Annotated in this window: 21 protein-coding genes; 6 read left to right on the forward strand and 15 right to left on the reverse strand. The window is 58.5% G+C overall.

The window, feature by feature from the left end:
* Nucleotides 1-15 precede the first annotated feature (15 nt).
* Together KHU33_RS06720 and KHU33_RS06725 are read right to left on the reverse strand one after the other, a co-directional pair.
* Nucleotides 16-900 carry a CsgG/HfaB family protein gene (locus tag KHU33_RS06720; protein WP_211461741.1) on the reverse strand — a complete coding sequence of 295 codons (885 nt, stop codon included), beginning with the start codon at nucleotides 898-900 and terminating at the stop codon, nucleotides 16-18.
* 135 nt (nucleotides 901-1035) lie between these two features.
* Nucleotides 1036-1971: a LysR family transcriptional regulator gene (locus KHU33_RS06725; protein ID WP_211461783.1), complete on the reverse strand. Its 936-nt coding sequence runs from the start codon at nucleotides 1969-1971 to the stop codon at nucleotides 1036-1038.
* A 96-nt stretch (nucleotides 1972-2067) separates the two neighbouring features.
* Between KHU33_RS06725 and KHU33_RS06730 the strand changes: the two genes are divergently transcribed.
* From KHU33_RS06730 to KHU33_RS06740, 3 genes are all read left to right on the forward strand, one after another.
* Nucleotides 2068-2697 carry an HAD-IA family hydrolase gene (locus tag KHU33_RS06730; protein WP_211461742.1) on the forward strand — a complete coding sequence of 210 codons (630 nt, stop codon included), beginning with the start codon at nucleotides 2068-2070 and terminating at the stop codon, nucleotides 2695-2697.
* A gap of 14 nt (nucleotides 2698-2711) precedes the next feature.
* Nucleotides 2712-3872 (forward strand): DSD1 family PLP-dependent enzyme, encoded by a 1161-nt coding sequence (locus tag KHU33_RS06735; RefSeq protein WP_211461743.1) that lies wholly within the window; start codon nucleotides 2712-2714, stop codon nucleotides 3870-3872.
* Nucleotides 3873-3938: 66 nt separating this feature from the next.
* Nucleotides 3939-4322 (forward strand): RidA family protein, encoded by a 384-nt coding sequence (locus KHU33_RS06740; RefSeq protein ID WP_211461744.1) that lies wholly within the window; start codon nucleotides 3939-3941, stop codon nucleotides 4320-4322.
* 176 nt (nucleotides 4323-4498) lie between these two features.
* On the opposite strand, the gene KHU33_RS06745 is transcribed toward KHU33_RS06740, so the two are convergent.
* Together KHU33_RS06745 and KHU33_RS06750 are read right to left on the reverse strand one after the other, a co-directional pair.
* Nucleotides 4499-5107, reverse strand: coding sequence for a pyridoxamine 5'-phosphate oxidase family protein (locus KHU33_RS06745; RefSeq protein WP_211461745.1), 609 nt, complete (start codon nucleotides 5105-5107; stop codon nucleotides 4499-4501).
* Nucleotides 5108-5124: 17 nt separating this feature from the next.
* A complete protein-coding gene (locus KHU33_RS06750) occupies nucleotides 5125-5613 on the reverse strand; it encodes a hypothetical protein (RefSeq protein ID WP_230414097.1) in 489 nt (162 codons plus the stop codon).
* A gap of 125 nt (nucleotides 5614-5738) precedes the next feature.
* Here KHU33_RS06750 and KHU33_RS06755 point away from each other — a divergent pair, with 125 nt between their 5' ends.
* Nucleotides 5739-7676: a sigma-54-dependent Fis family transcriptional regulator gene (locus KHU33_RS06755; RefSeq protein WP_211461746.1), complete on the forward strand. Its 1938-nt coding sequence runs from the start codon at nucleotides 5739-5741 to the stop codon at nucleotides 7674-7676.
* 16 nt (nucleotides 7677-7692) lie between these two features.
* On the opposite strand, the gene KHU33_RS06760 is transcribed toward KHU33_RS06755, so the two are convergent.
* Nucleotides 7693-9423, reverse strand: a complete 1731-nt coding sequence (locus tag KHU33_RS06760; protein WP_211461747.1) for a CocE/NonD family hydrolase — start codon at nucleotides 9421-9423, stop codon at nucleotides 7693-7695.
* Between the two features lie 372 nt (nucleotides 9424-9795).
* Here KHU33_RS06760 and KHU33_RS06765 point away from each other — a divergent pair, with 372 nt between their 5' ends.
* A complete protein-coding gene (locus KHU33_RS06765; RefSeq protein WP_211461748.1) occupies nucleotides 9796-10677 on the forward strand; it encodes an alpha/beta fold hydrolase in 882 nt (293 codons plus the stop codon).
* 20 nt (nucleotides 10678-10697) lie between these two features.
* Here the strand turns inward: KHU33_RS06765 and KHU33_RS06770 are convergent, their stop codons facing one another.
* From KHU33_RS06770 to KHU33_RS06790, 5 genes are all read right to left on the reverse strand, one after another.
* The gene (locus KHU33_RS06770) at nucleotides 10698-11192 is read right to left on the reverse strand and encodes a DinB family protein (protein WP_211461749.1); all 495 of its coding nucleotides are present in this window, start codon (nucleotides 11190-11192) and stop codon (nucleotides 10698-10700) included.
* 135 nt (nucleotides 11193-11327) lie between these two features.
* A complete protein-coding gene (locus KHU33_RS06775; protein WP_211461750.1) occupies nucleotides 11328-12098 on the reverse strand; it encodes a slipin family protein in 771 nt (256 codons plus the stop codon).
* 206 nt (nucleotides 12099-12304) lie between these two features.
* The gene (locus tag KHU33_RS06780; RefSeq protein ID WP_211461751.1) at nucleotides 12305-12940 is read right to left on the reverse strand and encodes a 2OG-Fe(II) oxygenase; all 636 of its coding nucleotides are present in this window, start codon (nucleotides 12938-12940) and stop codon (nucleotides 12305-12307) included.
* A 213-nt stretch (nucleotides 12941-13153) separates the two neighbouring features.
* Entirely contained in the window at nucleotides 13154-13840 is a 687-nt protein-coding gene (locus tag KHU33_RS06785; protein WP_211461752.1) for a Fe2+-dependent dioxygenase, read from the reverse strand.
* Between the two features lie 28 nt (nucleotides 13841-13868).
* Nucleotides 13869-16103, reverse strand: coding sequence for a TonB-dependent receptor (locus KHU33_RS06790; RefSeq protein ID WP_211461785.1), 2235 nt, complete (start codon nucleotides 16101-16103; stop codon nucleotides 13869-13871).
* A 397-nt stretch (nucleotides 16104-16500) separates the two neighbouring features.
* On the opposite strand from KHU33_RS06790, the gene dkgB reads away from it, so the two are divergent.
* Nucleotides 16501-17310, forward strand: coding sequence for a 2,5-didehydrogluconate reductase DkgB (dkgB, locus tag KHU33_RS06795; protein WP_211461753.1), 810 nt, complete (start codon nucleotides 16501-16503; stop codon nucleotides 17308-17310).
* A gap of 40 nt (nucleotides 17311-17350) precedes the next feature.
* On the opposite strand, the gene eutC is transcribed toward dkgB, so the two are convergent.
* The 5 genes from eutC to adh all read right to left on the reverse strand — a co-directional run bounded on the left by eutC (nucleotide 17351) and on the right by adh (nucleotide 23222).
* Nucleotides 17351-18163: an ethanolamine ammonia-lyase subunit EutC gene (eutC, locus tag KHU33_RS06800; protein WP_211461754.1), complete on the reverse strand. Its 813-nt coding sequence runs from the start codon at nucleotides 18161-18163 to the stop codon at nucleotides 17351-17353.
* Between the two features lie 9 nt (nucleotides 18164-18172).
* Entirely contained in the window at nucleotides 18173-19576 is a 1404-nt protein-coding gene (locus KHU33_RS06805; RefSeq protein ID WP_211461755.1) for an ethanolamine ammonia-lyase subunit EutB, read from the reverse strand.
* A gap of 47 nt (nucleotides 19577-19623) precedes the next feature.
* The gene (eat, locus tag KHU33_RS06810) at nucleotides 19624-21015 is read right to left on the reverse strand and encodes an ethanolamine permease (RefSeq protein WP_211461756.1); all 1392 of its coding nucleotides are present in this window, start codon (nucleotides 21013-21015) and stop codon (nucleotides 19624-19626) included.
* Between the two features lie 193 nt (nucleotides 21016-21208).
* On the reverse strand, nucleotides 21209-21607 hold the full coding sequence (locus KHU33_RS06815) for a DUF779 domain-containing protein (protein WP_211461757.1): 399 nt from the start codon (nucleotides 21605-21607) through the stop codon (nucleotides 21209-21211).
* Between the two features lie 94 nt (nucleotides 21608-21701).
* Nucleotides 21702-23222, reverse strand: coding sequence for an aldehyde dehydrogenase (adh, locus tag KHU33_RS06820; RefSeq protein ID WP_211461758.1), 1521 nt, complete (start codon nucleotides 23220-23222; stop codon nucleotides 21702-21704).
* Between the last annotated feature and the right edge of the window lie 423 nt (nucleotides 23223-23645).

Below are 23645 nucleotides of genomic sequence, written 5' to 3' on the forward strand. Positions count from 1 at the left end.
GCTGGGCGGAAGAGCTTACTGGGTAGGCTGACGATTCTTAGTTTTCTTCTTGCTTGAAGCCGGTGCTGCATCGCTGTCGCCCTGAACCGAAAGCTGGCCGCCGGTGCCCAATCCGCCCGCCACCGTCTGCTGACGATAGTTCTTCACCGCGCGCACGATGCTGTTGTACGAATCGGTGAACGCAGCGACGATCACCTTGCCTTCTGCCGTGTTTGAGTAACCACCCATGCTGCCTGCCGCACGCGAGCCGAACAACTGTCCTAGCGCGCCAAAATCCATGCTCTTGGCGCTGCCTTCGGCTGCGGCGATTTGCACCCCGGAACGGTTGTCGACCAGGTTCAGAAGAGTGCTCGCTTCCTTACTGTTGACGTTGCCGGCCAGCCCGGCAACCACGCCGCCGAGACCGCCCAACAAACCGGCGACACTGGCGCCAGCGCCACCGGCGTTATTGTTGCTGAATGTAATCGATGGATTGAGGCCATAGTCGGCCGAGACCATCTTGCCCTTGCCGAAATTCGAGTTGTTGCGCAACTCCCCGGATTGTTGCAGGGCCCGCTCACCCATCATTGCTGTCATGCCGCGGCCGCGTTCGACCACGACGAAGCAGTTCGATTGCTGCACCAGCAATTTAAGTACCGGTACCGTCGAGCCGAGTTTGTACTGGCCGGTGAGGATGCCATACCAAGGGGCGCTGGTATCTTCGATGATCGCGATGGTGCCGAGCGAACGGTCGCAGTGCTCAAGCGAAGCATTGGCATTTTCGGCGTTGGCGCCGCCGGCCGAGCCGGTTGCTACGGTTTTTGCTCCGGCGTTGCCCATGTCCATGCTAGAACACGCGCTCAGCAAAACGGCGCCGGTCAGGCATGCCGGCAAGATGCGAAGTAATCGATTGTTATACATAGCTTTTATTCCTCCCCTAGAAAATTTGTCATTTTAACCATTTTTCAATTTCTTTTGGAATAAAAATTGGTTTTTTTGCCACATTTCTCCGCGTTCATTGTGCTGCGTTCTTGGCCCGATTCAGAAGCAGTTCGGTTAGCTGCCAAGCGCGTCCTTGCTGTCGCTCTTGATCCGCCATGGCGGCACCGGCCCGAACTGCTGGGTCACGTATTCGATGAATTTCTTTACTCGCGCGGACATGCCCCTGCGCTGCGGAACCAGCGCGATGACGTCGGCCGGCGCTACGTTCCATTGCGGGAGGAGCGTGACTAATTTGCCGCGCCGGATATTTTCAGCGACGTCCCATTCGGAGCGGATCATGATGCCTTTTCCAAGGAGGGCCCATTGATGAATCACTTCGCCGTCGTTGGAACTCAGGATGGGATCCACCCGGACGCTGCGATGGAGCGGTCCTTTTGAAAATTTCCAGAGGCTCACATCTTCATCGTTCTCGCGCAATACCAGGCACCGATGTCCGGCCAGCGATTGCGGATCTGCCGGCGCTCCCATGCGCCGGATATAGGCGGGCGCCGCGCATAGGATTCTTGCATTTGCGCCAATCTGGTAGCGCACCAGGCTGGAGTCGGCCAGGGCGCCGATGTGAAATGTGATATCGGCCTTATGCGCCGCGCTGACGCTGATGCTGTCGAGCAGGGTCAGCGAGACCTTGATGTCAGGATGATCGCTCTGGAATTGCGCCACTAGCGGCGTCAGATAGCGCCGGCCAAAGCCAAACGGGGCGTTTATCCGCAGATGTCCCGCTACAACTCCTTGCCGCGCCTTCAGTTTTTCAAACAAAAGATCATTGCTGTCGCAAATCGCCGCGCCTTCTTCCGCCAGTAATTCGCCCTCATCGGTGAGGCGCATATTGCGCGTTGAGCGATCGATAAGGCGCAGCCCCAACCTTGCTTCGATCTGTTGCAGGCGTTGCGTCACGGCCGATGCGGTAACGTTGATTTCGCGCGCGGCCGCGGCAAGGCTGCCGGCCTTTACCACAATCATGAAAAAACGAATGTCGTCGACTGGAATCATCATTAAGTAAAACTTAAGTTAGCTATGCGCGTCATTTAACCACAGTCTTGCCAATACGATCGATAATTCACCGACATCAACTGCATCGAGGCTGACATGGCGCAAAGATATGAGGCAATCTTGTTCGATCTGCTTACCGCGCTGCTGGATTCCTGGTCGGTCTGGAACCATACCGCCGGCTCGGAACAAGCCGGGCGAGCCTGGCGTGCAGAATATCTGCGGCTGACGTATGGCTGCGGCGCTTATCGGCCCTACGAGGAGCTGGTAGCGCAAGCAGCGCAGAACGTCGGACTGGCGCCGCAACTGGCGCAACAGCTGGACCGGAATTGGTCTAGCCTGGCGCCGTGGCCGGATGTTGCGGCGACGCTGACGCGTTTGAAACAGAATTATCGGCTTGGCGTGGTGACCAATTGTTCAGCCAGACTTGGGCAGTTGGCCGCCGCCCGGGTGGGCGTGGAATTTGATGTGATCGTGACTTCGGAGCATGCCGGCTTTTACAAGCCGGATCCGCGGCCGTATCAACTGGCATTGCAAAAATTGGGCTTGCCGGCAGAGCGCGTGCTGTTTGTCGCTGGCTCTGCTTACGATATGTTCGGCACCGCGCAAGTCGGCCTCGATACTTTCTGGCACAACCGCATCGGCTTGGCGGCGCCGGCCGGTGCGCCGGCGCCATTGGCCGAGTCGGCCCGGATCGCAGATCTGCTTGCATTTGTCGAAGCTGAATAAATCTAGGAAATCCTATGGATGATTCTTCAAAAAATACGGCGCACAGTTTAAGCGATCTTGAAACGCCGGCGCTGGTCCTCGATCAGAATCGCATGGCGCAGAATGTCGACCGCATGCGCGCCAGCCTGGCCCGCTTCGATGTGGCTTTCAGGCCGCACGTCAAGACCAGCAAGTCGATCCAGGTTACCCGCTCCACGCTCGGGCAAGCCAGCGGGCCGATTACAGTGTCGACGCTCAAGGAGGCGGAATATTTTTCCGCCAGCGGCTTCACGGATATTCTGTACGCGGTCGGCATTGTTCCCGGCAAGTTCGATCATGTGATCAGGCTGCGGCGGCAAGGGGTAAAGCTGACGGTCATTCTGGATAGCCTGGAGATGGCTCAGGCATTGTGCGGCAAGGCCAGGCAGGAAAATACGCGCTTCGACGTGATGATCGAAATCGACTCCGACGGCCATCGCTCGGGCGTCGTTCCCGACTCGCCGCAGCTGCTCGACATCGGGCGTTGCCTGGTCGCCGGCGGGCAGTATCTGGCCGGCGTCGTCACGCATGCCGGCAACTCTTATAACTGCCGCTCGATACCTGCCATCCGGCAGATGGCGCAGCAAGAGCGCGATGCTGCGGTTGGCTGCGCGGACCGCTTGCGGGCGGCTGGGATTGCCTGCCCCACGGTCAGTATCGGCTCGACGCCAACCGCCATGTTTGCCGATAATCTGGATGGCGTCAGCGAAGTACGCGCAGGTGTTTTTGTGTTTGGCGACCTGGTCATGGCCGGTCTCGGCGTCTGCCGCCAGCAAGACATTGCGCTATCGGTGCTCACCACGGTTATCGGCCACCAAAAAGAAAAGGGCTGGATCATCACCGATGCCGGCTGGATGGCCATGTCGCGCGACCGCGGAACCAGCAAACAAGCGGTGGACCAGGGCTATGGCCTGATCTGCGGTCTGGATGGCGAACTGCTGCCGGATATGCTGGTGGTCGACGCCAACCAGGAACATGGCGTGATCGCGCATCGCTTCGGCGATCCTGCGCAAACGCCGGCGCTGCCCATCGGCACCATGCTGCGCATCTTGCCGAACCATGCTTGCGCAACCGGCGCTCAGCATTCCCGTTACCACGTCGTCAATCGGAATTCTTCGGATATCGTTGAGATATGGGAGCGGTTTCGCGGCTGGTAGAAGCTGCTCTCCGGATTTTGCTATAAATTCGTCTGATCCCATGCACGCTTACAAAGCAAAGCTACTATGAAAATCATACATACCCCAGCCGTGCCGGCGCCGCTCGGTCACTATTCTCAGGCGGTCGAACAAAGCGGTTTTGTCTTTTTGTCAGGCATGTTGCCGGCATCGAGCGCCATCGACCCGATCAAGCATGATTTCCGGCAGCAGTGCGATGCGGTGTTCCGCCAATGCCAGGAGGTCTTGCGCGCTGCGGGCTGTAGTTATGGCGATGTGGTGCAGGCTACGGCGTATCTGGTTGGCGTCGAAAACTGGGGCTTGTTCAACGAGATTTACGCCAGCTATCTAGGCTCGCACAAACCGGCGCGCGCCGTAGTGCCGGTGCCGGCTTTGCACCATGGCTATCTGGTCGAACTGCAGCTGATCGCTTTCGTTCCCGTACCAGGTTAACCAGGCACATCTGGCGAACGAACACAGCACGGAAATCAGCGGACCGGCCGCAGCAGAATTCGGGCCGATGATTACTGCCGATTTTCCGGAGGTGCTGGGCGCATTGGAAAATATCGCAGAGCTTGGTTGACGGCCAGAGTTAATTGACGACTGGAGCGAGCGGCTTTGCAATCGTATCAATAGAGCATTGCTTTAACCCGTTCTGGCAAGTCGCGGTCGTAGGTGTCAGCGTCAAAGCCGCCGCCACTGCTAAGACGCTTCAATATGGCGCCGGGACTCGGAAAACTGCTGCGTTCAATTTGTTGGGCGGGGTCCCACAATTTCGAGCGCACCAGCGCTTTTGAACAATGGAAGTAAGTCGCTTCTACCTTGACGATGATGACCGTGCGCGGCAGTTTGCCATTCATCGCGAATTGTTCAAGCAAAGCCGGTTCCGCTGAAATTTCGGCGCGGCCGTTGACGCGCAAGGTTTCGTCGACGCCAGGGACGATGAACAGCAGGGCGATGCGCGGATCCGCAATGATGTTGCGCAGGGTGTCGATACGATTGTTGCCCGGACGATCGGGAATCGCTAGTGTGCGTTCATCCAGAATCTTGACGAATCCCGGAGTATCGCCCTTGGGAGAGCAATCCATGCCTCCTGGGCCGCCGGAGGCGAACACCACAAAGGGCGAGGCTTTAACAAAGGCCTGGTAGTCTTCATTCAGGAAATCTATTTCTTTCCACAATGATCGCTCATGCGGTTTTCCGTAAATTTCCTCTAGCTGCGCGACATTGGTAAGCATATCGGTCTTATGCAAAACTACGCTTTGAATTTGTTCTTGAGGGCATCGAGTTTTGTGCTTGATGCTGCTTGCCCGCGGCTGTCATCGACGTCACTGTCGGCATCGGTGTCTGCATCGTGTTCGTCGGCAAATTCCTCGGCTAGGTTCTTCCAGCCCTTGCTTGCCGCGAATACATTGAATTCTTCCGGCGCTTCCAGCACGATCAGCTTGTCATCTTGCAAACCAAGGTCGCCGTGGCCGAAATCCGGCCCGACATAGCCGATCCGGCGCAGCTGGCTCAGGATTTGGGCAATCAGCACCTGATCTTCATACAGCCGTTCTTTGCCGACTGCCGCGGCAAAATCGACATAGACGTCGATGATTCCGTAACCTTCGTCGAAGATGCGGATTGCTTTTATGTTATGACTACGGCCAGCGGCGTCGGTAACGCTGAATGGCCCACTGAGTTGGATGTCGGTTTCGCTGTTCATTCCGGCAGGATACACCAAAGGCGGTGAACCTAACATGGGCGCTGCCGTCAGAGCAGTGACATCGATGGCGTTTCAACGGTAGACTGGCGGAGGTCAAATCGTTGAGAGGCGCTCCAGCGTCCACGAAGAGAGCTTCACGCAACCCGCCTGAAGGAGACAAGATGAGCGACATCTCGTGCAACAGATCGACGGATCAATTTTCCTGCGATCCCGCGGTGATCGAAAAATCGCATCAAAGATCGACCGCATATGGCCTGGGCAAAAACGACAAGCCGGATATCCTGCCGCTCGATCGTAGCGCCTTGTCCATGTTGCTGGAACAGAACCGGGCCTTGCATACGCATGCCTTGCCGGTCATGGAAACCCTGTACGAGCAGATCGTCGACACCCATAACATGGTGATTCTGACCGATGCCAACGGCGTGATCGTACATGCGCTGGGCGACGACGATTTCCTGGTCAAGGCTAACCGCGTGGCGTTGAATCCGGGGGTTACCTGGTCGGAGCAAAGCAAGGGCACCAACGCGATCGGCACCGCGATTGCGGAGCGGGCGCCGACCACGGTGCATGCCGATGCCCATTATCTTTCGGCCAATCATTTCCTGACTTGTTCGGCAGCGCCGATTTTCGATTATCAGGGCAATATCCTGGGCGTGCTGGATGTCAGCGGCGATCGTGGCAGCTATCACAAGCACACCATGGCGCTGGTGCGGATGTCGGCGCAGATGATTGAAAACCAATTGTTTACCGCGGCCTTTGAAAATGCCGTCACTCTGCATTTTCATAGCCGGCCCGAGTTCATCGGTACCTTGGTGGAGGGCATCGCCTGCTTCACGCCCGGCGGCCGTTTCCTGTCGGCTAACCGCAGCGCCTTGTTCCAGTTGGGGCTGCCGCAGACGGCACTGCAATCGCATACCTTCAGCTCGCTGTTTGGCTTGCCGTTGTCGTCCTTGTTCGATCACTATCGGAGCGCCGCGCCGGGCTTGCTCAATCTTTGCCTGCATAGCGGAGTAAAGGTATATGCCCGCGCCGAACTGCGGCTGTCGAACAGCGTTTTTCAGCACTGCAGCGAATTGCCTGCGGCAGCCGAAACCGCAGCAACCGCGACAGCAGCGCCGAGGATGACGGCGCGGCGCCTGTCCAGCCTGCGTTATCTGAATACCGGCGATCCGCACATGGCCGCCCTGATCGGCAAGCTCGACAAAGTGATAGGGCGCGACATCCCGATTTTGATTACCGGCGAAACCGGCACCGGCAAAGAATTGCTGGCGCAGGCGGTGCACAACGATTCGCCTCGGAAAAACAGTGCTTTCGTCGCCGTCAACTGCGCCTCGATTCCGGAAACGCTGATCGAGTCGGAGCTGTTCGGTTATGAGGAGGGCGCATTTACCGGCGCCAGGAAAAAGGGTGGCCAGGGCAAGCTTCTGCAAGCCAACGGCGGCACGCTGTTTCTGGACGAAATCGGCGACATGCCGCTCGGCCTGCAAGCGCGCTTGCTGCGGGTGTTGCAGGAAAGAGTGGTGACACCGCTGGGCAGCATCAAATCGATCCCGGTCGATCTCGCCGTGATTTGCGCCACCAACCGCAATCTGCGCGAATTGATTGCGGCCAATTCGTTTCGTGAAGATCTTTACTATCGTTTGAATGGCCTGGTGATAAAGCTGCCGGCCTTGCGCGAGCGCGGCGATCTCGACGTCATCGTCGAAAGATTATTGGCGGAAGCCGGAAATGGCAAGGGTTGCTGTAGGGTTGCACCCGACATCATGGCCTTGTTCCGCAGGCACAGCTGGCCAGGAAATTTCCGCCAGTTGAGCAATTTGCTGAGGACCGCGGTAGTCATGGCCGGCGACGACCGGATAATCAGGCTGGAACATTTGCCCGACGATTTTCTGGAGGATGTGCAGCCAGAACAGCCGCCGCCGGCAAGCGCTATTGTTTCGGCAGCAGCGGCAGCGAATGGCGGCGTCGGCAGTCTGGAGGACCTGGCGCTGGCAGCAGTCAAGAAAGCCTTTGAGGCCAGCGGCGGCAATGTCTCCGCCACCGCCAAGGCATTAGGGGTTTCCCGCAATACCGTGTATCGCAAGCTGAATCTGCGCTAAAAGGTGACGCTGGCGGCTACGGCGTCGGTAAAACCAGGGTCGATTGCCGGCTCGGATTGAATTCAAAGCGCACGCCGAAGCGTTCGCCCGGATTCACCGGAGAGGCATACAGGCTGTCGGCGGTATCCAGCACTACGCCGATATGATGGCCGGCCGGCACGTCATACGCCGTGGCCGAGAATTCGATCGGGAAATCGACGGTCTGGCCTGGCGTGGCCCAATGCAGGGTAGTCGCGCCGTGGGTAATCAAGACGCCGGTGCCGATCGCATCCACGTCATACAGATAGGCCACCACTTGGGCGCGCGCTTGCGAAGGCGTGACGCGCAAATTCAGTCTCGGAACGCCCCTGATTTTTTGCGTGGCGGCGAGCGCCGGCGCTTCATAGCGCACGCCGGCGGCCAGGCTGACCGTCAACAGCGAATTAATCACCGGCACGTTGAGCGTTTCGCCCAGAGTGGAGAGGATAGGAATCAGGCCGCTGCTGGCGGTGGTGTCGAACAGGTTCTGGATCAGGTCGGCATCGGTGTTTTGGTTCGGCGTGGCGGCGATGGTTCCTTTGTCGCCTTTGCCGCAGAAGCAGCTGAGATCGAAGCGGATCGCGCCGCGCGGAGCCAGGTAATAAGTCTTGCTGCTGAGCTCAGGCGCGGGCCAGGTGGAAAACGATTCGCGGCGGTCGCTGAACTTGATTTGCATGGACACCTGGGGCTCGGTATCGATGCCGTTTTTTTCTCCCTTCAGCCAGCGGTTGAACCAGCGATGGGCCTGATCGTAAGGATAGTTGGGTGCGCCCAGCAGAGCACCGGTCAATTCCGCAGAGGCATGAATGCCGGCGTTGAGCAGCATCTTCTTAGGCCCGGTGAACGCGGCGAACATCGCCAGCGAAGAATTCGGCGTGAACATATCGTCCTGGAAATTCTTGCTGATGAATACAGGCGCGTTGCGCTGGTTGATGGCGGCCACATAGCTGGATGGCGAGCGCGGTTTGGCCCAGGCCGTGATTTCGGCAATCCTGGCGGCGCTGGTATTCGGATCGAGCAGGGCCAGTATGTTTTGATTTACCTCCGGCGCGGGCCTGCCGGTGACGCTGCCGGCCAGGCCAAGCACTGTGGCCCAGGTCAAGTTGGGCGAGCCGGCCGTGTAAAGCTGATCCGCCAAGGCGGCCCAGCCGGACAGCGCGACCGCGGTCTTGAAGCGCGGGTCTTGCCCGAGCGCGATCAGCGACAGGCCGGCGCCGTAGGAAATGCCGCTGGCGGCGACGTTGTTGATGTCGATAGGGGCATTGGCTTGCAGCCAGTCGAGCACCGACGAGACATCGCGCACGTCTTCCGGCGCGGCGACGTCTACCTGGCCTTCGGAAAGGTAGAAGCCGCGTGCGGTATAGCTCGCCACGACATAGCCGTCTTGCGCCAGCCGCTGCTGCTGGCCGATATATTCGACGCGGCCGGGCGCGGCCCAGCTGGCGATCATCACGATGGCGGGAAATTTCTGGTCAGTGCTGCTGCGCTTGGGAAGGAATAGATTGGCCGCCAGTTTGGTACCGTCGAAACTGCTGATGGTCATGGCGGGAATCCAGCAGGTTCCGTCTATGGGCGAGACAATCCCGGGCGACTGCATGGGAGTGGTATAGCTTGCTGCTTCTGCCGCGCTGGCGCTGCGGCACAGTTCGGCGTTGGCGGCGGAAGATGCCAGGCTCAGGCCTAGCGTCAGGGCAATTCCGGATAAGGTAAACAGAGACGAGATGCGCATGCGACGTTCTCCTGTATTTATGATTGATTATTGATGGTTCGTTCTGTGTCAAAGTAGGGCGGGAACTGGCAAGTTCTTGAAACTGGAAACTGCGGCATGACGGCTGCTGCGGTATTCAAACTGCATGCTTCGAAAAATCGGATGGTGTGAATGTTCGTATTCAGAGGGATATCTGCATCGGCCATTCAAGGCTACGGGAGGTGTGTCGCAAGCCATGCAAGAAACCACGCGTGAAAATAAGTGAACGATCGTTCTTTTTGTAACGTTTTATTAACCCACGCATCGCGTTGCAGCATCAATAAAAAGATTAGAAGATAGCGACTAATTATCAATGTGCACTGTTGGTAGTGAGAATAAATCGGAGGTGCGGTCATGTTAAAGCGGATCGATGCAGGCGTTCTGAATGTCTGCTACGAAGAGAATGGCGACGCGACTGGCCGCGCGGTCTTGTTGCTGCATGGCTTTCCCTACGATATCCATGCTTATGACGCAGTGACTGGTTTGCTGGCGGCAGCCGGCTGCCGCGTCATCACTCCCTATTTGCGCGGCTACGGACCGACCCGGTTTTTATCGGCCGCTACGCCGCGCTCCGGCCAGCAAGCCGCGCTCGCTCACGATCTGCTGGCCTTGATGGATGCGTTGGCGATTCCGAGTGCGGTGTTGGCCGGCTACGACTGGGGCGGCCGCGCCGTTTGCATTGTCGCTGCGTTGTGGCCGGCACGGGCGAGCGGCCTGGTGTCCGCGGGCGGTTATAACATCCAGGATATTCCGGCATCGATGAAACCACAGACGCCGGAAAATGAATGGCGCTACTGGTATCAATATTATTTCCACGGCGAGCGTGGGCGGGCCGGGCTGCAGCAAAACCGCTATGAGTTCTGTAAACTGCTTTGGCGCTTATGGTCGCCCAACTGGGATTTCGATGAAGAGACTTATCGGCGCAGCGCGCTTGCCTTCGACAATCCCGATTTCGTTGAAGTTGTGATCCATTCCTATCGTCATCGTTTTGGGCTGGCGCCAGGCGATCCGGCGTATGAGAACACTGAGTTGCTGTTGACAGCGCAACCGCGGATCGGCGTGCCAACCGTGGTGCTGGATGGCGGCGGCGACGGCGTCAGTTTGAGCGGCGGCTCGGAGCGGCATGAAAGATTCTTTGGCGGACCTTACCAACGCCGCGTGATCCCGATTGCGGGACACAATCTGCCGCAGGAGGCCGCGCAGGATTTTGCTGCTGCTATCCTGGCCGTAGCCTGAGCATGCCGGCGTGCTGCGTACTATCTGTGCGCAGCGTCTATTTTCCCCAGCAGCCACTGCAAGCCCGCCAGGTGCTGCTGGTCGTGGCTGCATAGATAGTGCGCCAGGCTGCGCAGCGTCAAGGGGCCATAACCTTCGAACTCGGCGCTGCGCTTGAACTGCTCTTCATCCAGGCAGGAGAGTAATTCGACCGTCTTGGCTCGCGCTGCCCGAAACGCCGCGAATACTTCGGCCGGATTGGCGGCGCCGTAATTACGCTCGCCGGCAAGGATGTCGCTGTCGATCGACGCCAGCAGCGGATTGCATTCATCCAGAGTGCGCTGGAAACGCAGGTGATAACCATCGATCTCGATATCGCGTACATGGCAGATCTGTTCGATGGCGCTGAAGGGTTCGCTCGGCACGCCGTCCCAGGACGCCGGTTTCCAGTGTGTGAAGCCGGCGGGAAAGGCGGCGTAGTGCGCTTCCAGTTGCTGTGGAAAAGCGGCGAGGGCGTTGATCGTAATAGGGTTCATGCTTGACGCGCCTGGAGGGGGGGAATTTCGGATAGGCAATTATATGGCGGCGCAAAGAAATGCGTTGCGGCACGACAGGTGTTCAGCATGCGGCAACGCAAGTTACGCATCACATAGGAAATCCTGCAATCCTGGTTACGGCGTTTTTCCTTTATCTCCCAGAAAAGTCGACAGCAAATCCATCGGCAGCGGAAACACCACCGTGGTGTTCTTGTCGGCGCCGATCACGGTCAGCGTTTCCAGGTAGCGCAGCAGGATTGCTTGCGGTTCTCGCGCCAGGACGGCGGCCGCCTGATACAGTTTTTCCGATGCTTGCAGCTCGCCCTCGGCATGGATCACCTTGGCGCGCCGTTCACGTTCCGCTTCGGCCTGGCGGGCGATGGCGCGGATCATCGATTCAGTCAGGTCGACCTGTTTGATCTCGACGTTGGAAACCTTGATGCCCCAGGAGTCGGTCTGTGCGTCGAGCGCCAGTTGAATTGCCAGGTTCAGCTTTTCCCGTTCGGCCAGCATGTCGTCCAGCTGATGTTTGCCCAGCACCGAACGCAGCATGGTTTGCGACAATTGGCTGGTTGCGTTAAAGAAATTGGCGACTTCGACGATGGCTTTTTTGGGATCGGTGACGCGGAAATAAACCACTGCGTTTACCCGCACCGAGACGTTATCGCGCGAGATGACATCCTGTGTCGGCACCTCCAGCACAACGGTGCGCAGATCTACCCTGACCAGCTGTTGGATGGCCGGCACCAGCAGCACCAGTCCCGGCCCTTTGACGCCGGAAAAGCGTCCCAGGGTGAAGATCACGCAACGTTCATATTCTCGGAAAATGTAAATTGCCGCATTCAGCAGGATGATCAATAAGAAAATGCTTGCGACTAGTCCGAACCAGGCGAAATTCAAGGGCATTTTGTGCCTCCTTCCTTGTCGAGGATGAGCTTGCATCTCTAGCCTGGCAACCGGATAAGCCCGGTAAGGCAATTGGCAGGCCATACCAGCAGTATAGGTCACAGCGCGCGACTTAAACATCCCGGGCATCCCGAGCGCAGGGACTGGCGCCCTGAACCACAAATGCCCGTGTTGAAACGGAGTTTTTCAATTCATGGTTAGCTGTTTCAGGCTGGCCGTCGCCTGAACCAGCCGGCAAGCGACAGCCGGTCACGCGTCGCGGGCAGCACTTCGTGCCGCATCTCGGCGGACAGGAACAGCACCATGCGGCTGCCCAGCGGCGCAATATCTTGCGCGCACTCGCCCTGCGGATGCAAGCGCAAAGCGCCGCCTTGTCCCGGCAACCAGTTGTGATTGAGATAGATGACTACCGACACCGTACGGCAGTCGTCGTCGCGAAAGCGGTCCAGATGGGTCTGATAAGAGGCGCCCGGCGCGTAGAACGCAAAATGGCTTTCATACTCGTCCAGCCCTAGGTAGAGCGCGTGGTTCAGCGCTATGCGCAAGCTCTCCATGATCTGTAGATAACGGTCGCATGCCGGCGATTGTCCGGCTTTCAGCCAAAGAATCCGGTCGCCGCGGATCTCCGTCCGCAACGCTTGCGCCGCGCCGCGGCCGACGCTGGCCGGATTCAATCCGCCGCTTGCTGCCAGTGCCCGGCATTCAGCGGCCAGTGCCAGCGTCAGTTCTGCCGACAAGAAAATGTTCTGTTGTGACCAGCCATGTTCGACCAAGCCATCGGCCATATGTGAAGGCAGCGCCTCGTTGAGGTGCGGGGGGAAGGCGGGGGACTGCGCAAGCATCGCTACCACTCTTTGCTGGAAAACCTGCATTAACTGCAAATCGTCAATAGTCCAGGAACGCTGTTTTAACGATGCCGCCACGAACCAGTTCGCGCAAACGAATTGGGGGCTAGCCTATTATGGTAACACCGCAGCGGATTGGCTGTTGCCGTGGCGTTAGCCGCAGCTCAAGTCTCTCTCCATCCAAGTCTCTCTCCATCAAATCTCGCTCCATCAAATCTCGCTCCATTGCCGCATCAGGTTGTGATAACAGCCAATCAAGGTGCGGCGCGCCTGTTCGTCGGCGTTGGTCTGGTTCAGCTTCTGGATGGCGTTGTCCATGTCGAACAATATGCTGCGCTGAGTATCGTCGCGCACCAGGCTTTGTACCCAGAAAAAACAGGCAGCGCGGACGCCGCGTGTGACCGGCGTGACCTGATGCAAGCTGGTGGCCGGATAAATCACCATATCGCCGGCGGCCAGTTTTACCGCGTGCATGCCATAGCTGTCTTCAATCTGCAGCTCGCCGCCGTCATACGATGCCGGGTCCGATAAAAACAGCGTGGCCGAGATGTCGGTGCGCAGCTTGCGGCCGTCATGAGGATGAATCCGCACGCTGCCGTCGACGTGTGCGCCAAACGTCATGCCTTCGCCGTAGCGATTGAACATCGGCGGGTAGACGGTATTCGGCAGCGCCGCGCTGATGAAATGCGGGTGACGCTCCAATGCCTCCAGGATGATCTGCTGGCATTGCTGCGCCACTGCAGAACGTTCGTCGATCTGCTGATTGAACTTGACGGCCGCTCCCTGGTAGCCGGCCGTGACGCGGCCGTCGACCCACGCCGGTCCGGCGTGGTCCAGCAACTGGCGTACCGCGTTTAACTGCTGTGCATCGAGCACCTGAGGAATGGCAATCAGCATGAGCGTTTCTTCAATTAGATGCGATAGATTACATGCGATAGTTGAGCGACAGCATAGCGGTACGCCCGGCGCCAGGCACCGAACGGCCGCCGTCGGACTGGATCAGCGCATCGTAATACATCTTGTTGGTCAGGTTAAACAGATTCAGGCGGATATCGTATTTCGGTTGGGTATAAGCCAACGTCGCGTCCCAGCGTGTATAACCGCCGACCTGCACGCTGTTGGCAGGATTGGCGTAGCGCTCCGACATGTAAGTGGCGCCGCCGCCGACTTCCCAGTGCGGCGCTACCTTGTAGGTGGACCATGTGGTCAGTGTATTTTTCGGCGTGTTGACAGGGGTCTTGCCCAGCGTGCCATCGAGCCCGGAAGACTGGATCACCTTGGCGTCCAGATAAGTGTAGCCGAGCGCGACTTGCCAATCCTTGGTGATGTGACCGGTAGCGCCGGCGCGTGCGCCGTTGACTCTTACCGTGCCGTCCAGTGCATACACGCCGGTAGTGATCTGGCTGCGCGCGTTTTCCTTCTTGATCTGGAAGATGGCAGAGTTGAACGACAGCTTGCCATTGGCCAGATCCCATTTCCCGCCCAGTTCATAGGAACGGTTCTTTTCCGGATCGAGGTTTTGCTGGCCGGTGGTGCCGGTCAACTGCTCCAGCGACGGGTTGAACGAAGTGCCGTAGGACAGGTAGTAGGACTGCTCGGCGCTCGGTTGCCAGATGCCGCCCAGGCGCACGCTGGTGAAGTTGACGGTCTGCTGAGCGTAGGGCAGGGTGGTGTTCTTGGCGGCAGCGGGTGCATTGGTCGAATTCAGCGAATTGGTGATGCTGGCGACGTATCTGTCGTAGCGCAAGCCGCCGACCAGCTTGAATTCCGGCGTCAGCGTCATGGTGTCGTTGACATAGGTGGCGATGGTATTGGCGGAGCCGCCGGCACGATTGCCGGCCTGGCTGGCGACGCTGCTGCCTGCTGCGCTGTAGCCTGGATTGAGCAGCGGCACGCAGTCGACATAGCCGGTTACCGTCGAAGTAGCGTTCAACGCCACGCCGTTGCAACTGCCGTTGCGGTAATAGCCCTGGTTGTCGTAGCCGTCATGGCCGAGTTCCAGGCCCAGCAGCAGCTCATGCTTGATGCGACCGGTGCCGAGTTTGGCCGACAGTTCGGTCTGGTTGAAAATCGAATAGTCGCGAATGTCGCGGTCATGGCTTTGACCGCGCACATACAAGCTGCTCAGCGGCAGCGAACTGACGGCCGAAGTCGGCAGAACGCTAAAGCCTTTAGCGGAAACCGTGCCGACGGTGTTGGGCGCTGTCTCCACCGCACTGGTGCGGACATAATTGAATTGCGTCTGGTTGCGCAACACGATGTCTGGCGTGATCTTGTGGTTGATGGTGGCGTTCAGCGCTGCCACATCCTGGTTGGTGTGATCGCTGTTGAGGCCGTAGGCGGTATTGCGGTCGACATTCGCCGGATGGCCGTTGAGCGGCGGCAGGCCGTAATCCGGCATGTCGTGATTGTGTTGCACCAGCGCCGACAAGGTGATCTCGGTCGGGGTGCCGATGCCGAACACATACGAGCCGGCCAGGCCGAAATCCTGGACATCGGTCTGGTCGCGCGTAGTTGCCTTGCCATTCTGCGCCATCGCCGACAGGCGCAATGCCGAGGTATCCGACAAGGGGCGGTTGTAGTCTGCGGTGGTGCGCACCAGACCGTTGGTGGTGGCCGATGCAGAGACTTCCGTCGATGCTCGCAGATTGGCTTTTTTGGTCACCTGGTTGATCACGCCGCCGGTAGAGCCGCGTCCGAACAGCATCGATGACGGGCCCATCAAGACTTCGACTTCATCGATGGCGAAAGTGTCGCGGTAATACTGGCCGCGATCGCGGAAGCCGTCCAGATAGATATCGGTGCGGGCGGAAAATCCGTTGAGATTGATGTTGTTGCCGATCTGGCCGCCTTCCGCGCCGCCCAGGGTGATGCCGGCGACGTTGCGCAGAGCGTCGGCCAGCGAGCTGGCGCCTTGCGACTGCATCAGCGCCTTGTTCACCACCACTACCGATTGCGGCACGTCATGCAGATCGGCCGGCAGTTTTGTGATGGCCGTCGAACCGGCGTTGAAATCGCCGCGGCTAGCTTCTACCGTTACTTCCTGCAGTACCGCAGGATTGGCATTGGCTTTTGGGCTTGGGGCTTGTTGTGCATGCAAGGGCAGGGGTGCGGCGAACACTGCGACCAGGGCAGCGGCAATCGGGTTAAGGCGGTTCATTGTTTTAGTTAGCAAAAGGTTGTGCTTCAACGAAGGAGCAGATTTTTTGGCTGGCTAATACGGTGAACCCGGTTTGCTGGCTGGCAGGAGTTGTAAGTAAGAGCGATGGTGTAATCGATTCTTATTTAGATTTAAATGGCGACGCAATTATAGACGAGAGTCATCGTTAATTAATAGCGGGGAATTGCAAGAAGCGCCTGGAGAGCGGTAGTTTGTCGCTTCTCGCATTGTTTTTTTGCATATATCAAGATGCAAATTGTTGATATGGGGTCAAATATCATTTGAATATATATGTATTTTTCACAATAAAGAATGGGCGCACAGTACATCTTTTGCCAATCGCTGCAGCAGTGCAAGCCGCATCCCCGCCGTCTCCCATTCAATCCAAAGGACCTCCATGACTATCAGCATCCCTAACATCGGCCTCGGCACTTTCCGCTTGCAAGAGCAAGTGGTGATCGACTCGGTTCGTACCGGCATCGAGCTCGGTTATCGCCATATCGATACCGCGCAAATCTACGGCAACGAAGCCGAAGTCGGGCAAGCGATTGCCGCAAGCGGCGTTGCGCGCAACGAGTTGTTCATCACTACCAAGATCTGGATCGACAACCTGGCGCACGGCAAGCTGGTCCCGAGCTTGAAGGAAAGCTTGCGCAAGTTGCGGCTGGAGCAGTTGGACTTGACGCTGATTCACTGGCCATCACCCAAGGATGCGATCCCGGTCGCGGAGTACATGGCGGCTCTGGCAGAAGCCAAGGCGGCCGGGCTGACCAAGCTGATCGGCGTCTCCAATTTCACCAATGCCCATCTGGCGCAAGCGATAGCGGTCGTCGGCGCTGCCGAGATCGCGACTCAGCAGGTCGAGATTCATCCATTTTTGCAGAACCGCAAGGTGGTGGAATTTTCTCGCGAGCAGGGCATTCATATCACGGCCTATATGCCGCTGGCTCACGGCAAGGTGATGCAGGAACCGGTGATAGCGCGCATCGCCGAGCGGTATCAAGCCAATCCGGCCCAGATTGCCCTGGCATGGGCGCTGCAGCAGGGCTTCGCGGTAATCCCATCGTCGACCAAGCGCGCCAATCTGGAAAGCAATCTCAAGCTGCAGGGCATCGTGCTGTCGGCAGAAGAGATGGCGCAGATCGCCAGCCTGGAGCGTAACGAGCGCCTGGCTAATCCGGAAGGCCTGGCGCCGGCTTGGGATTAAATCATGGCATCAGCTCTTTCCACGCTGAGTAACGCGCGGCTTAGCGCTGTTCCAGCAAAAAATTGCGCTCCGGCTGTTGCAGTTTTGCGTGTTCGCTTGCGGTTTCGTCTTTCAATTGCACGCCGGACAATTGCCGCTGATGCGCTTGCGTCAGCAGGTAGTGCAACTTGTATGCCGCCTCCGCATAGGACAAGCCCGCCGGCCTGACGTTGGAGATGCAATTGCGGCTTTCATCGGTCAGGCCGACCCGCGGCGCCCAGGTCAGGTACAAGCCCATGCTGTCCGGCGAACTCAGGCCGGGACGCTCGCCGATCAGCACCACCACCACTTTGGCGCCCAACAGTTCGCCCACTTCGTCGCCGATGGCAACCCGTCCCTGGCGCACGATGGCCAGCGGCGCCAGCGTCCAGTGTTCCGGCAGCAGTCTTTGCTTGAGGGCGTTCAGGAAAGGCTGGGCATTTTGTTCGATGGCGAGTGCGGACAAGCCGTCGGCGATCACGATGGCGAGATCGTAGCGGCGCTCGCTGTCGTGCTGCCGCTCTTGCAACGCGCTGCGTGAAGCAGCATCGAGCCGGCGTCCCAGATCCGGACGCTGCAGATAAATATCGCGTGTCTCTGCCGCGCTGGATAAGGTAATGCAGGTGTCGCCGCCATCGCTTAAAGCCTGGCTCAACGCCCGAGTGTCGAGCGCCAGATGTACCGCGTCCCGCGCTCTGGCGTGCGCCAGCTGGAATTCCAGTTGCGCCGAAGTGGGCAGGCTGACGCCGCTGCGGCCCAGTGCAATCCGGGCCGCGGTGAATTGTCTTAACGCCTGCCAGGGATTGTCGACTACCGTGGGATTTGAATCGCTCATGTAAGTGCCTCAAGACAAACGCAACAGCGCTTGTTGAAATGCCGGCGGCAGCTCCTCGCCCAATTTGACGTAGCTGTCCCCGGTAAAGATTTTCATGGCTTTTAACCATGCTTCGAATTCGGGCGCCGGTTTCAAACCGAGCACGCGCCTTGCATACAGCGCGTCGTGGAAAGAGGTGGTCTGATAGTTGAGCATGATGTCGTCCGATCCCGGAATGCCCATGACGAAGGTGCAGCCTGCAGCGCCGAGCAGGGTCAGCAAGATGTCCATGTCGTTCTGGTCGGCTTCGGCATGGTTGGTGTAGCAGACGTCGCAACCCATGGGCAGGCCGAGCAGCTTGGCGCAGAAATGGTCTTCCAGTCCGGCGCGGATGATTTGCTTGCCGTCGTACAGATACTCGGGGCCGATGAAGCCGACCACGGAATTGACCAGCAGCGGTTTGAATTTGCGCGCCACCGCATAGGCGCGTGCTTCGCAGCTTTGCTGATCGACGCCGTGATGGGCGTTGGCCGACAGCGCGCTGCCCTGGCCGGTTTCGAAATACATGACGTTATTGCCGACGGTGCCGCGCTGCAGCGACAGCGCCGCCCGATGCGCCTCGTCGAGCAATTTCAGGTTGATGCCGAAACTGCTGTTGGCGGCTTCGGTGCCGGCAATCGATTGAAACACCAGGTCCACCGGCGCGCCGCGATTGATGGCCTCGATGGTGTTGGTGACGTGGGTCAATACGCAGGACTGGGTCGGAATCCGATAGCGGTCGATGATGTCGTTCAGCATGCTGACAATCTTGATCACTTGCGGCACATTGTCGGTGGCGGGGTTGATGCCGATCACTGCATCGCCGCTGCCGTACAGCAAACCGTCCAGGATGCTGGCGGCGATGCCGCTGGCGTCGTCGGTCGGGTGATTCGGCTGCAAGCGTGTCGAGAGACTGTCTGGCAGGCCGATGGTATTGCGGAAGCGGGTCACCACCCGGCATTTTTTTGCGACCAGGATCAGGTCTTGCACGCGCATGATTTTAGACACCGCTGCCGCCATCTCCGGCGTGACGCCGGGCGCAACCGCCGCCAACACGATCTCGTCAACTTGATCGCTCAGCAGCCAGTTGCGGAAATCGCCGACTGTCAAATGCTTGATTGCGGCGAAGGCGGCGGCGTCATGTTCGTCGATAATCAGGCGGCTGATTTCGTCATGCTCGTAGGGCACCAGCAGATCATTCAGGAACGTGGTCAGCGGCAGCTCGGCCAGCCGCATCTGGGCCGCCACCCTTTCCTCCGCGCTGGCGGCGGCCAGCCCCGCCAGGTAGTCGCCGGAACGGGGCGGGGTGGCCTTGGCCATCAAGTCTTTCAGGTCGCGGAACAAATAGGTTTTTGCACCGACGATATGGCTGAACTGATGCTTGCTGTTATCCACTGATAGCGTCCTCCATGCAGATGGCAGAGCGGGTTTTACCTAAGCCGTTACGCGACATCATAGGCGCTCTGCGCAGTATCGCGGCTGTTTTTTGTCATCAGGAACATCGCGTAACCACAGGCCAGGAAAGCAGAGAAAATGCCGAAAATCAGCGGATTGCAATAAATCATGGTGGTCATGCAGACGCATGCGCCGGCCAGCGCAAACGCCGGGAACCAAGGATAGAACGGCGCACGGAACGGCCGTGCCATGTCGGGCGCGCTGCGGCGCAGGCGGAACAGGCTCAGCATGCTGATGATGTACATGGTGATGGCGCCGAATACCGACATGGTGACAATGTTGGCGGTCAGGGTCTGGCCGCCAAGCGTGACCAATTCATCGCTGTAGATGGCGGCGATGCCGATCACGCCGCCGGCCAGGATCGCCCGGTGCGGAGTCTTGAAACGCGGATGAATTTTGGCGAAGTAGCCGGGCAGGTAGCCATCCCGCGCCAAGGCGAAAATTTGCCGCGAATAACCGAGGATGATGCCGTGGAACGAGGCGATCAAGCCGAACAGGCCAAGCCAGACCAGCATGTGCAGCCAATTGCTATGTTCGCCGACGATCAGTTTCATCGCCTGCGGCAGCGGGTCGTTGATGTTCGCCAGTTTGGTCCAGTCGCCGGCGCCGCCGGCAAATACCATCACGCCGATGGCCAGCAGCACCAGGGTAATGATGCCGGTGATGTAGGCAATCGGAATCGAGCGCTTCGGATCCCTGGCTTCTTCGGCGGCCATCGCGACCCCTTCGATCGCCAGGAAAAACCAGATGGCAAACGGGATGGCGGCAAACATGCCGGGAATCGCGGCCAGGCTGAAATTGTCCTGGCCCGACCAGCCGCCCTTGACGAAGTGCGCGATCGAAAACCCCGGCGACACCACACCCATGAACACCAGCAATTCGAAAATCGCCAGCAAGGTCACGCACAATTCAAACATGGCGGCAATCTGCACGCCGACGATATTCAACGCCATGAACGCCACATACGCACCGACCGCGGCGGTCTTGGGATCGAGTGAGGGAAATTGCACGTTGAGATAAGCGCCAATCGCCAGCGCGATCGCTGGCGGCGCAAACACGAATTCGATCAGGGTGGCAGCGCCGGCAAAGTAGCCGCCCAGCGGCCCGAAGGCTTTTTTGCTGTAGGCGAACGGCCCGCCCGCGTGCGGGATGGCGGTGGTCAGTTCGGTGAAGCTGAAGATGAACGCGGTGTACATGGCGGCGATGAACAGCGCGGTCACGGTAAAACCGAGCGTGCCGGCGGAAGCCCAGCCATAACTCCAGCCGAAGTATTCACCCGAAATCACCAGGCCGACGGCGATGCCCCATAACTGAATCGTGCCCAGGGTTTGTTTCAGGGCAGGGCTTGAGCTAACGCCGGAACCGGTTTTTGCATTCATGAAGCTTCTCCAAGGGATTGGTTGGATGCACGAAATCGAAAGAAAAAATCTGCTCATTCTTGGTCGGTTGCGCCACTTTGGGTCGCCGGCAGACGAAAGCGGTGCATCTCTGCCGTTGTTGCTCGTGCAAAGCGCGGGCGCGGACTGATCTTGATAGTTGGAAAAGCAAAATACGTGCCGTTGTGGTGCGCAGTCAATCGGCCGCTTGCTTGCCCAGCAATGGCGGCGAGCCGGCCAGCAACGCATATTCTTCATCGCTGAACAGCCGCGAGCGGCTCAGGAAACGCAGGCCGCTGCCGTTGTCGAGCGAAAACATGCCGCCGTTGCCCTGCACCACATCGATGATCAGCTGGGTGTGTTTCCAGTATTCGAACTGGTCGGCGCCGATATAAAACGGCGCGCCATCCAGATCGCCCAGATAGACATCGGCATCGCCGACCTGGAAATCGCCGACGGCGTAGCACATGGGCGAACTGCCGTCGCAGCAACCGCCTGATTGAAAGAACATGAGCGGCCCATGTTTTTGCTTGAGGCGCTGCAAAAATTCCAGTGCCGCGCCGGTGGCGCTGACTCTTGCGGGAATGGCGCTCATTATGTGCGGTCGTTTATCGGGAAGATAAGAAAGATAAGGAAGATAAGAGCGCGGCATCCCGCCCCGGCGGACATGGGACAGGATGCCGCATGCTTTAGAAAAAGCCCAGCGCGTTAGGACTGTAGCTGACCAGCAGGTTCTTGGTTTGCTGGTAGTGATCCAGCATCATCTTGTGGTTTTCGCGGCCTATGCCGGATTGTTTATAACCGCCGAATGCGGCATGCGCCGGATACAGGTGATAGCAGTTGGTCCAGACCCGGCCGGCCTGGATGCCGCGTCCCATGCGGAAGGCGCGCGAGCCGTCGCGAGTCCACAAGCCTGCGCCCAGGCCGTACAGGGTGTCGTTCGCCAGCGCCAGTGCTTCCTCCTCATCCTTGAAGGTGGTGACCGACAATACCGGGCCGAAGATTTCTTCCTGGAAGATGCGCATCCTGTTATTGCCTTCGAAGACGGTAGGTTCGACGTAATAGCCGGCATCGAAATCGCCGCCCAGTTGTTTGCGCGCGCCGCCGGTGAGCAATTTGGCGCCTTCTTGCTTGCCGATGTCGATGTAAGACAGGATTTTTTCCAGTTGTTCCTGCGACGCCTGGGCGCCGATCATGGTGGCGCTATCCAGCGGATTGCCTTGCTTGATCGCTTTGACGCGTTTCAAGGCGCGCTCCATGAAGCGCTCATAAATCGATTCCTGGATCAGCGCCCGCGATGGGCAGGTGCAGACTTCACCCTGATTCAAGGCAAACATGGCGAAGCCTTCCAGGCACTTGTCGAAGAACGCGTCGTCCTGGTCCATCACATCGGCAAAAAACACGTTCGGCGATTTACCGCCCAGTTCCAGCGTCACCGGAATGATGTTTTGCGAGGCGTATTGCATGATCAGGCGGCCGGTGGTGGTCTCGCCGGTGAAGGCGATCTTGGCGATCCGTTTGCTGGACGCCAGCGGCTTGCCGGCTTCCAGGCCGAAACCGTTGACGATGTTGAGTACGCCGGGCGGCAGCAGGTCTTGCACCAGTTCGATCCAGACCATGATCGAGGCCGGCGTTTGCTCGGCCGGCTTGATTACCACGCAATTACCGGCGGCCAGCGCCGGCGCCAGTTTCCAGACCGCCATCAGGATCGGGAAATTCCATGGGATGATCTGGCCCACCACGCCCAGCGGTTCGTGGAAGTGATAGGCGTAGGTCTGGTCGTCGATGGTGGCGACCGAGCCTTCCTGAGCTCGGATGCAAGCGGCAAAGTAGCGGAAATGGTCGATTGCCAGCGGGATATCGGCCGCCGTGGTTTCGCGAATAGGCTTGCCGTTGTCTATGGTTTCGGCAATCGCCAGCAATTCCAGGTTGGCTTCCATCCGATCGGCGATCTTGTTGAGGATATTGGCGCGTTCGGCTGGCGAGGTCTTGCCCCAGGCAGCCTTTGCGGCGTGGGCGGCGTCCAGCGCCAGTTCGATATCCTCGGCGCTGGAGCGGGCGATTTCACAGAAGGTCTTGCCAATCACCGGGCTGACGTTTTCGAAATATTCGCCCTTGACCGGCGCCACGAACTTGCCGCCGATGAAATTGTCGTAACGTTGCTTGAATGGATTGCGTGTGGCTAGTTTGCTGATGTCTGCGAGATTCATGTCGTCCTCTGGCTTGGAGTGATTGAGTGATGGCGGCGCGCTATACAAGTGGTACCAGCGATACAAACTGCATCTCATAATGCGCAATGAGCGTGCCAGCGGAGTCTGTGACGGCGCTGAATTTGCGAAAGGCCTTGCCACATCAGCGATTGCAGCGAATGGCGCCGCACGCGATAGCGCTTTGGGCGGTGGTCTGGTATGTTAAAAACACAGAACAAGTGTTTCGTTTTTGAACAACGATTGAGCACAGCTGCTACAAAACGTGCCAGTGTCATTTCCAACAATCCACTCTCAGAAAAACGCACCGAGCGCACTCAGCGAAAGCTTGGTAAATTAGCGGGTGGGTGACTATGAGGAGGCTAAGAGGAGACTATGGTCAGACCTTGCCATTGCTATAAAAACTGCAAACCTGCAGGCAAGGTT

This window comes from Collimonas silvisoli, from assembly GCF_018305005.1.
In the GTDB taxonomy this organism is placed as follows: Bacteria; Pseudomonadota; Gammaproteobacteria; order Burkholderiales; family Burkholderiaceae_D; genus Collimonas; species Collimonas silvisoli.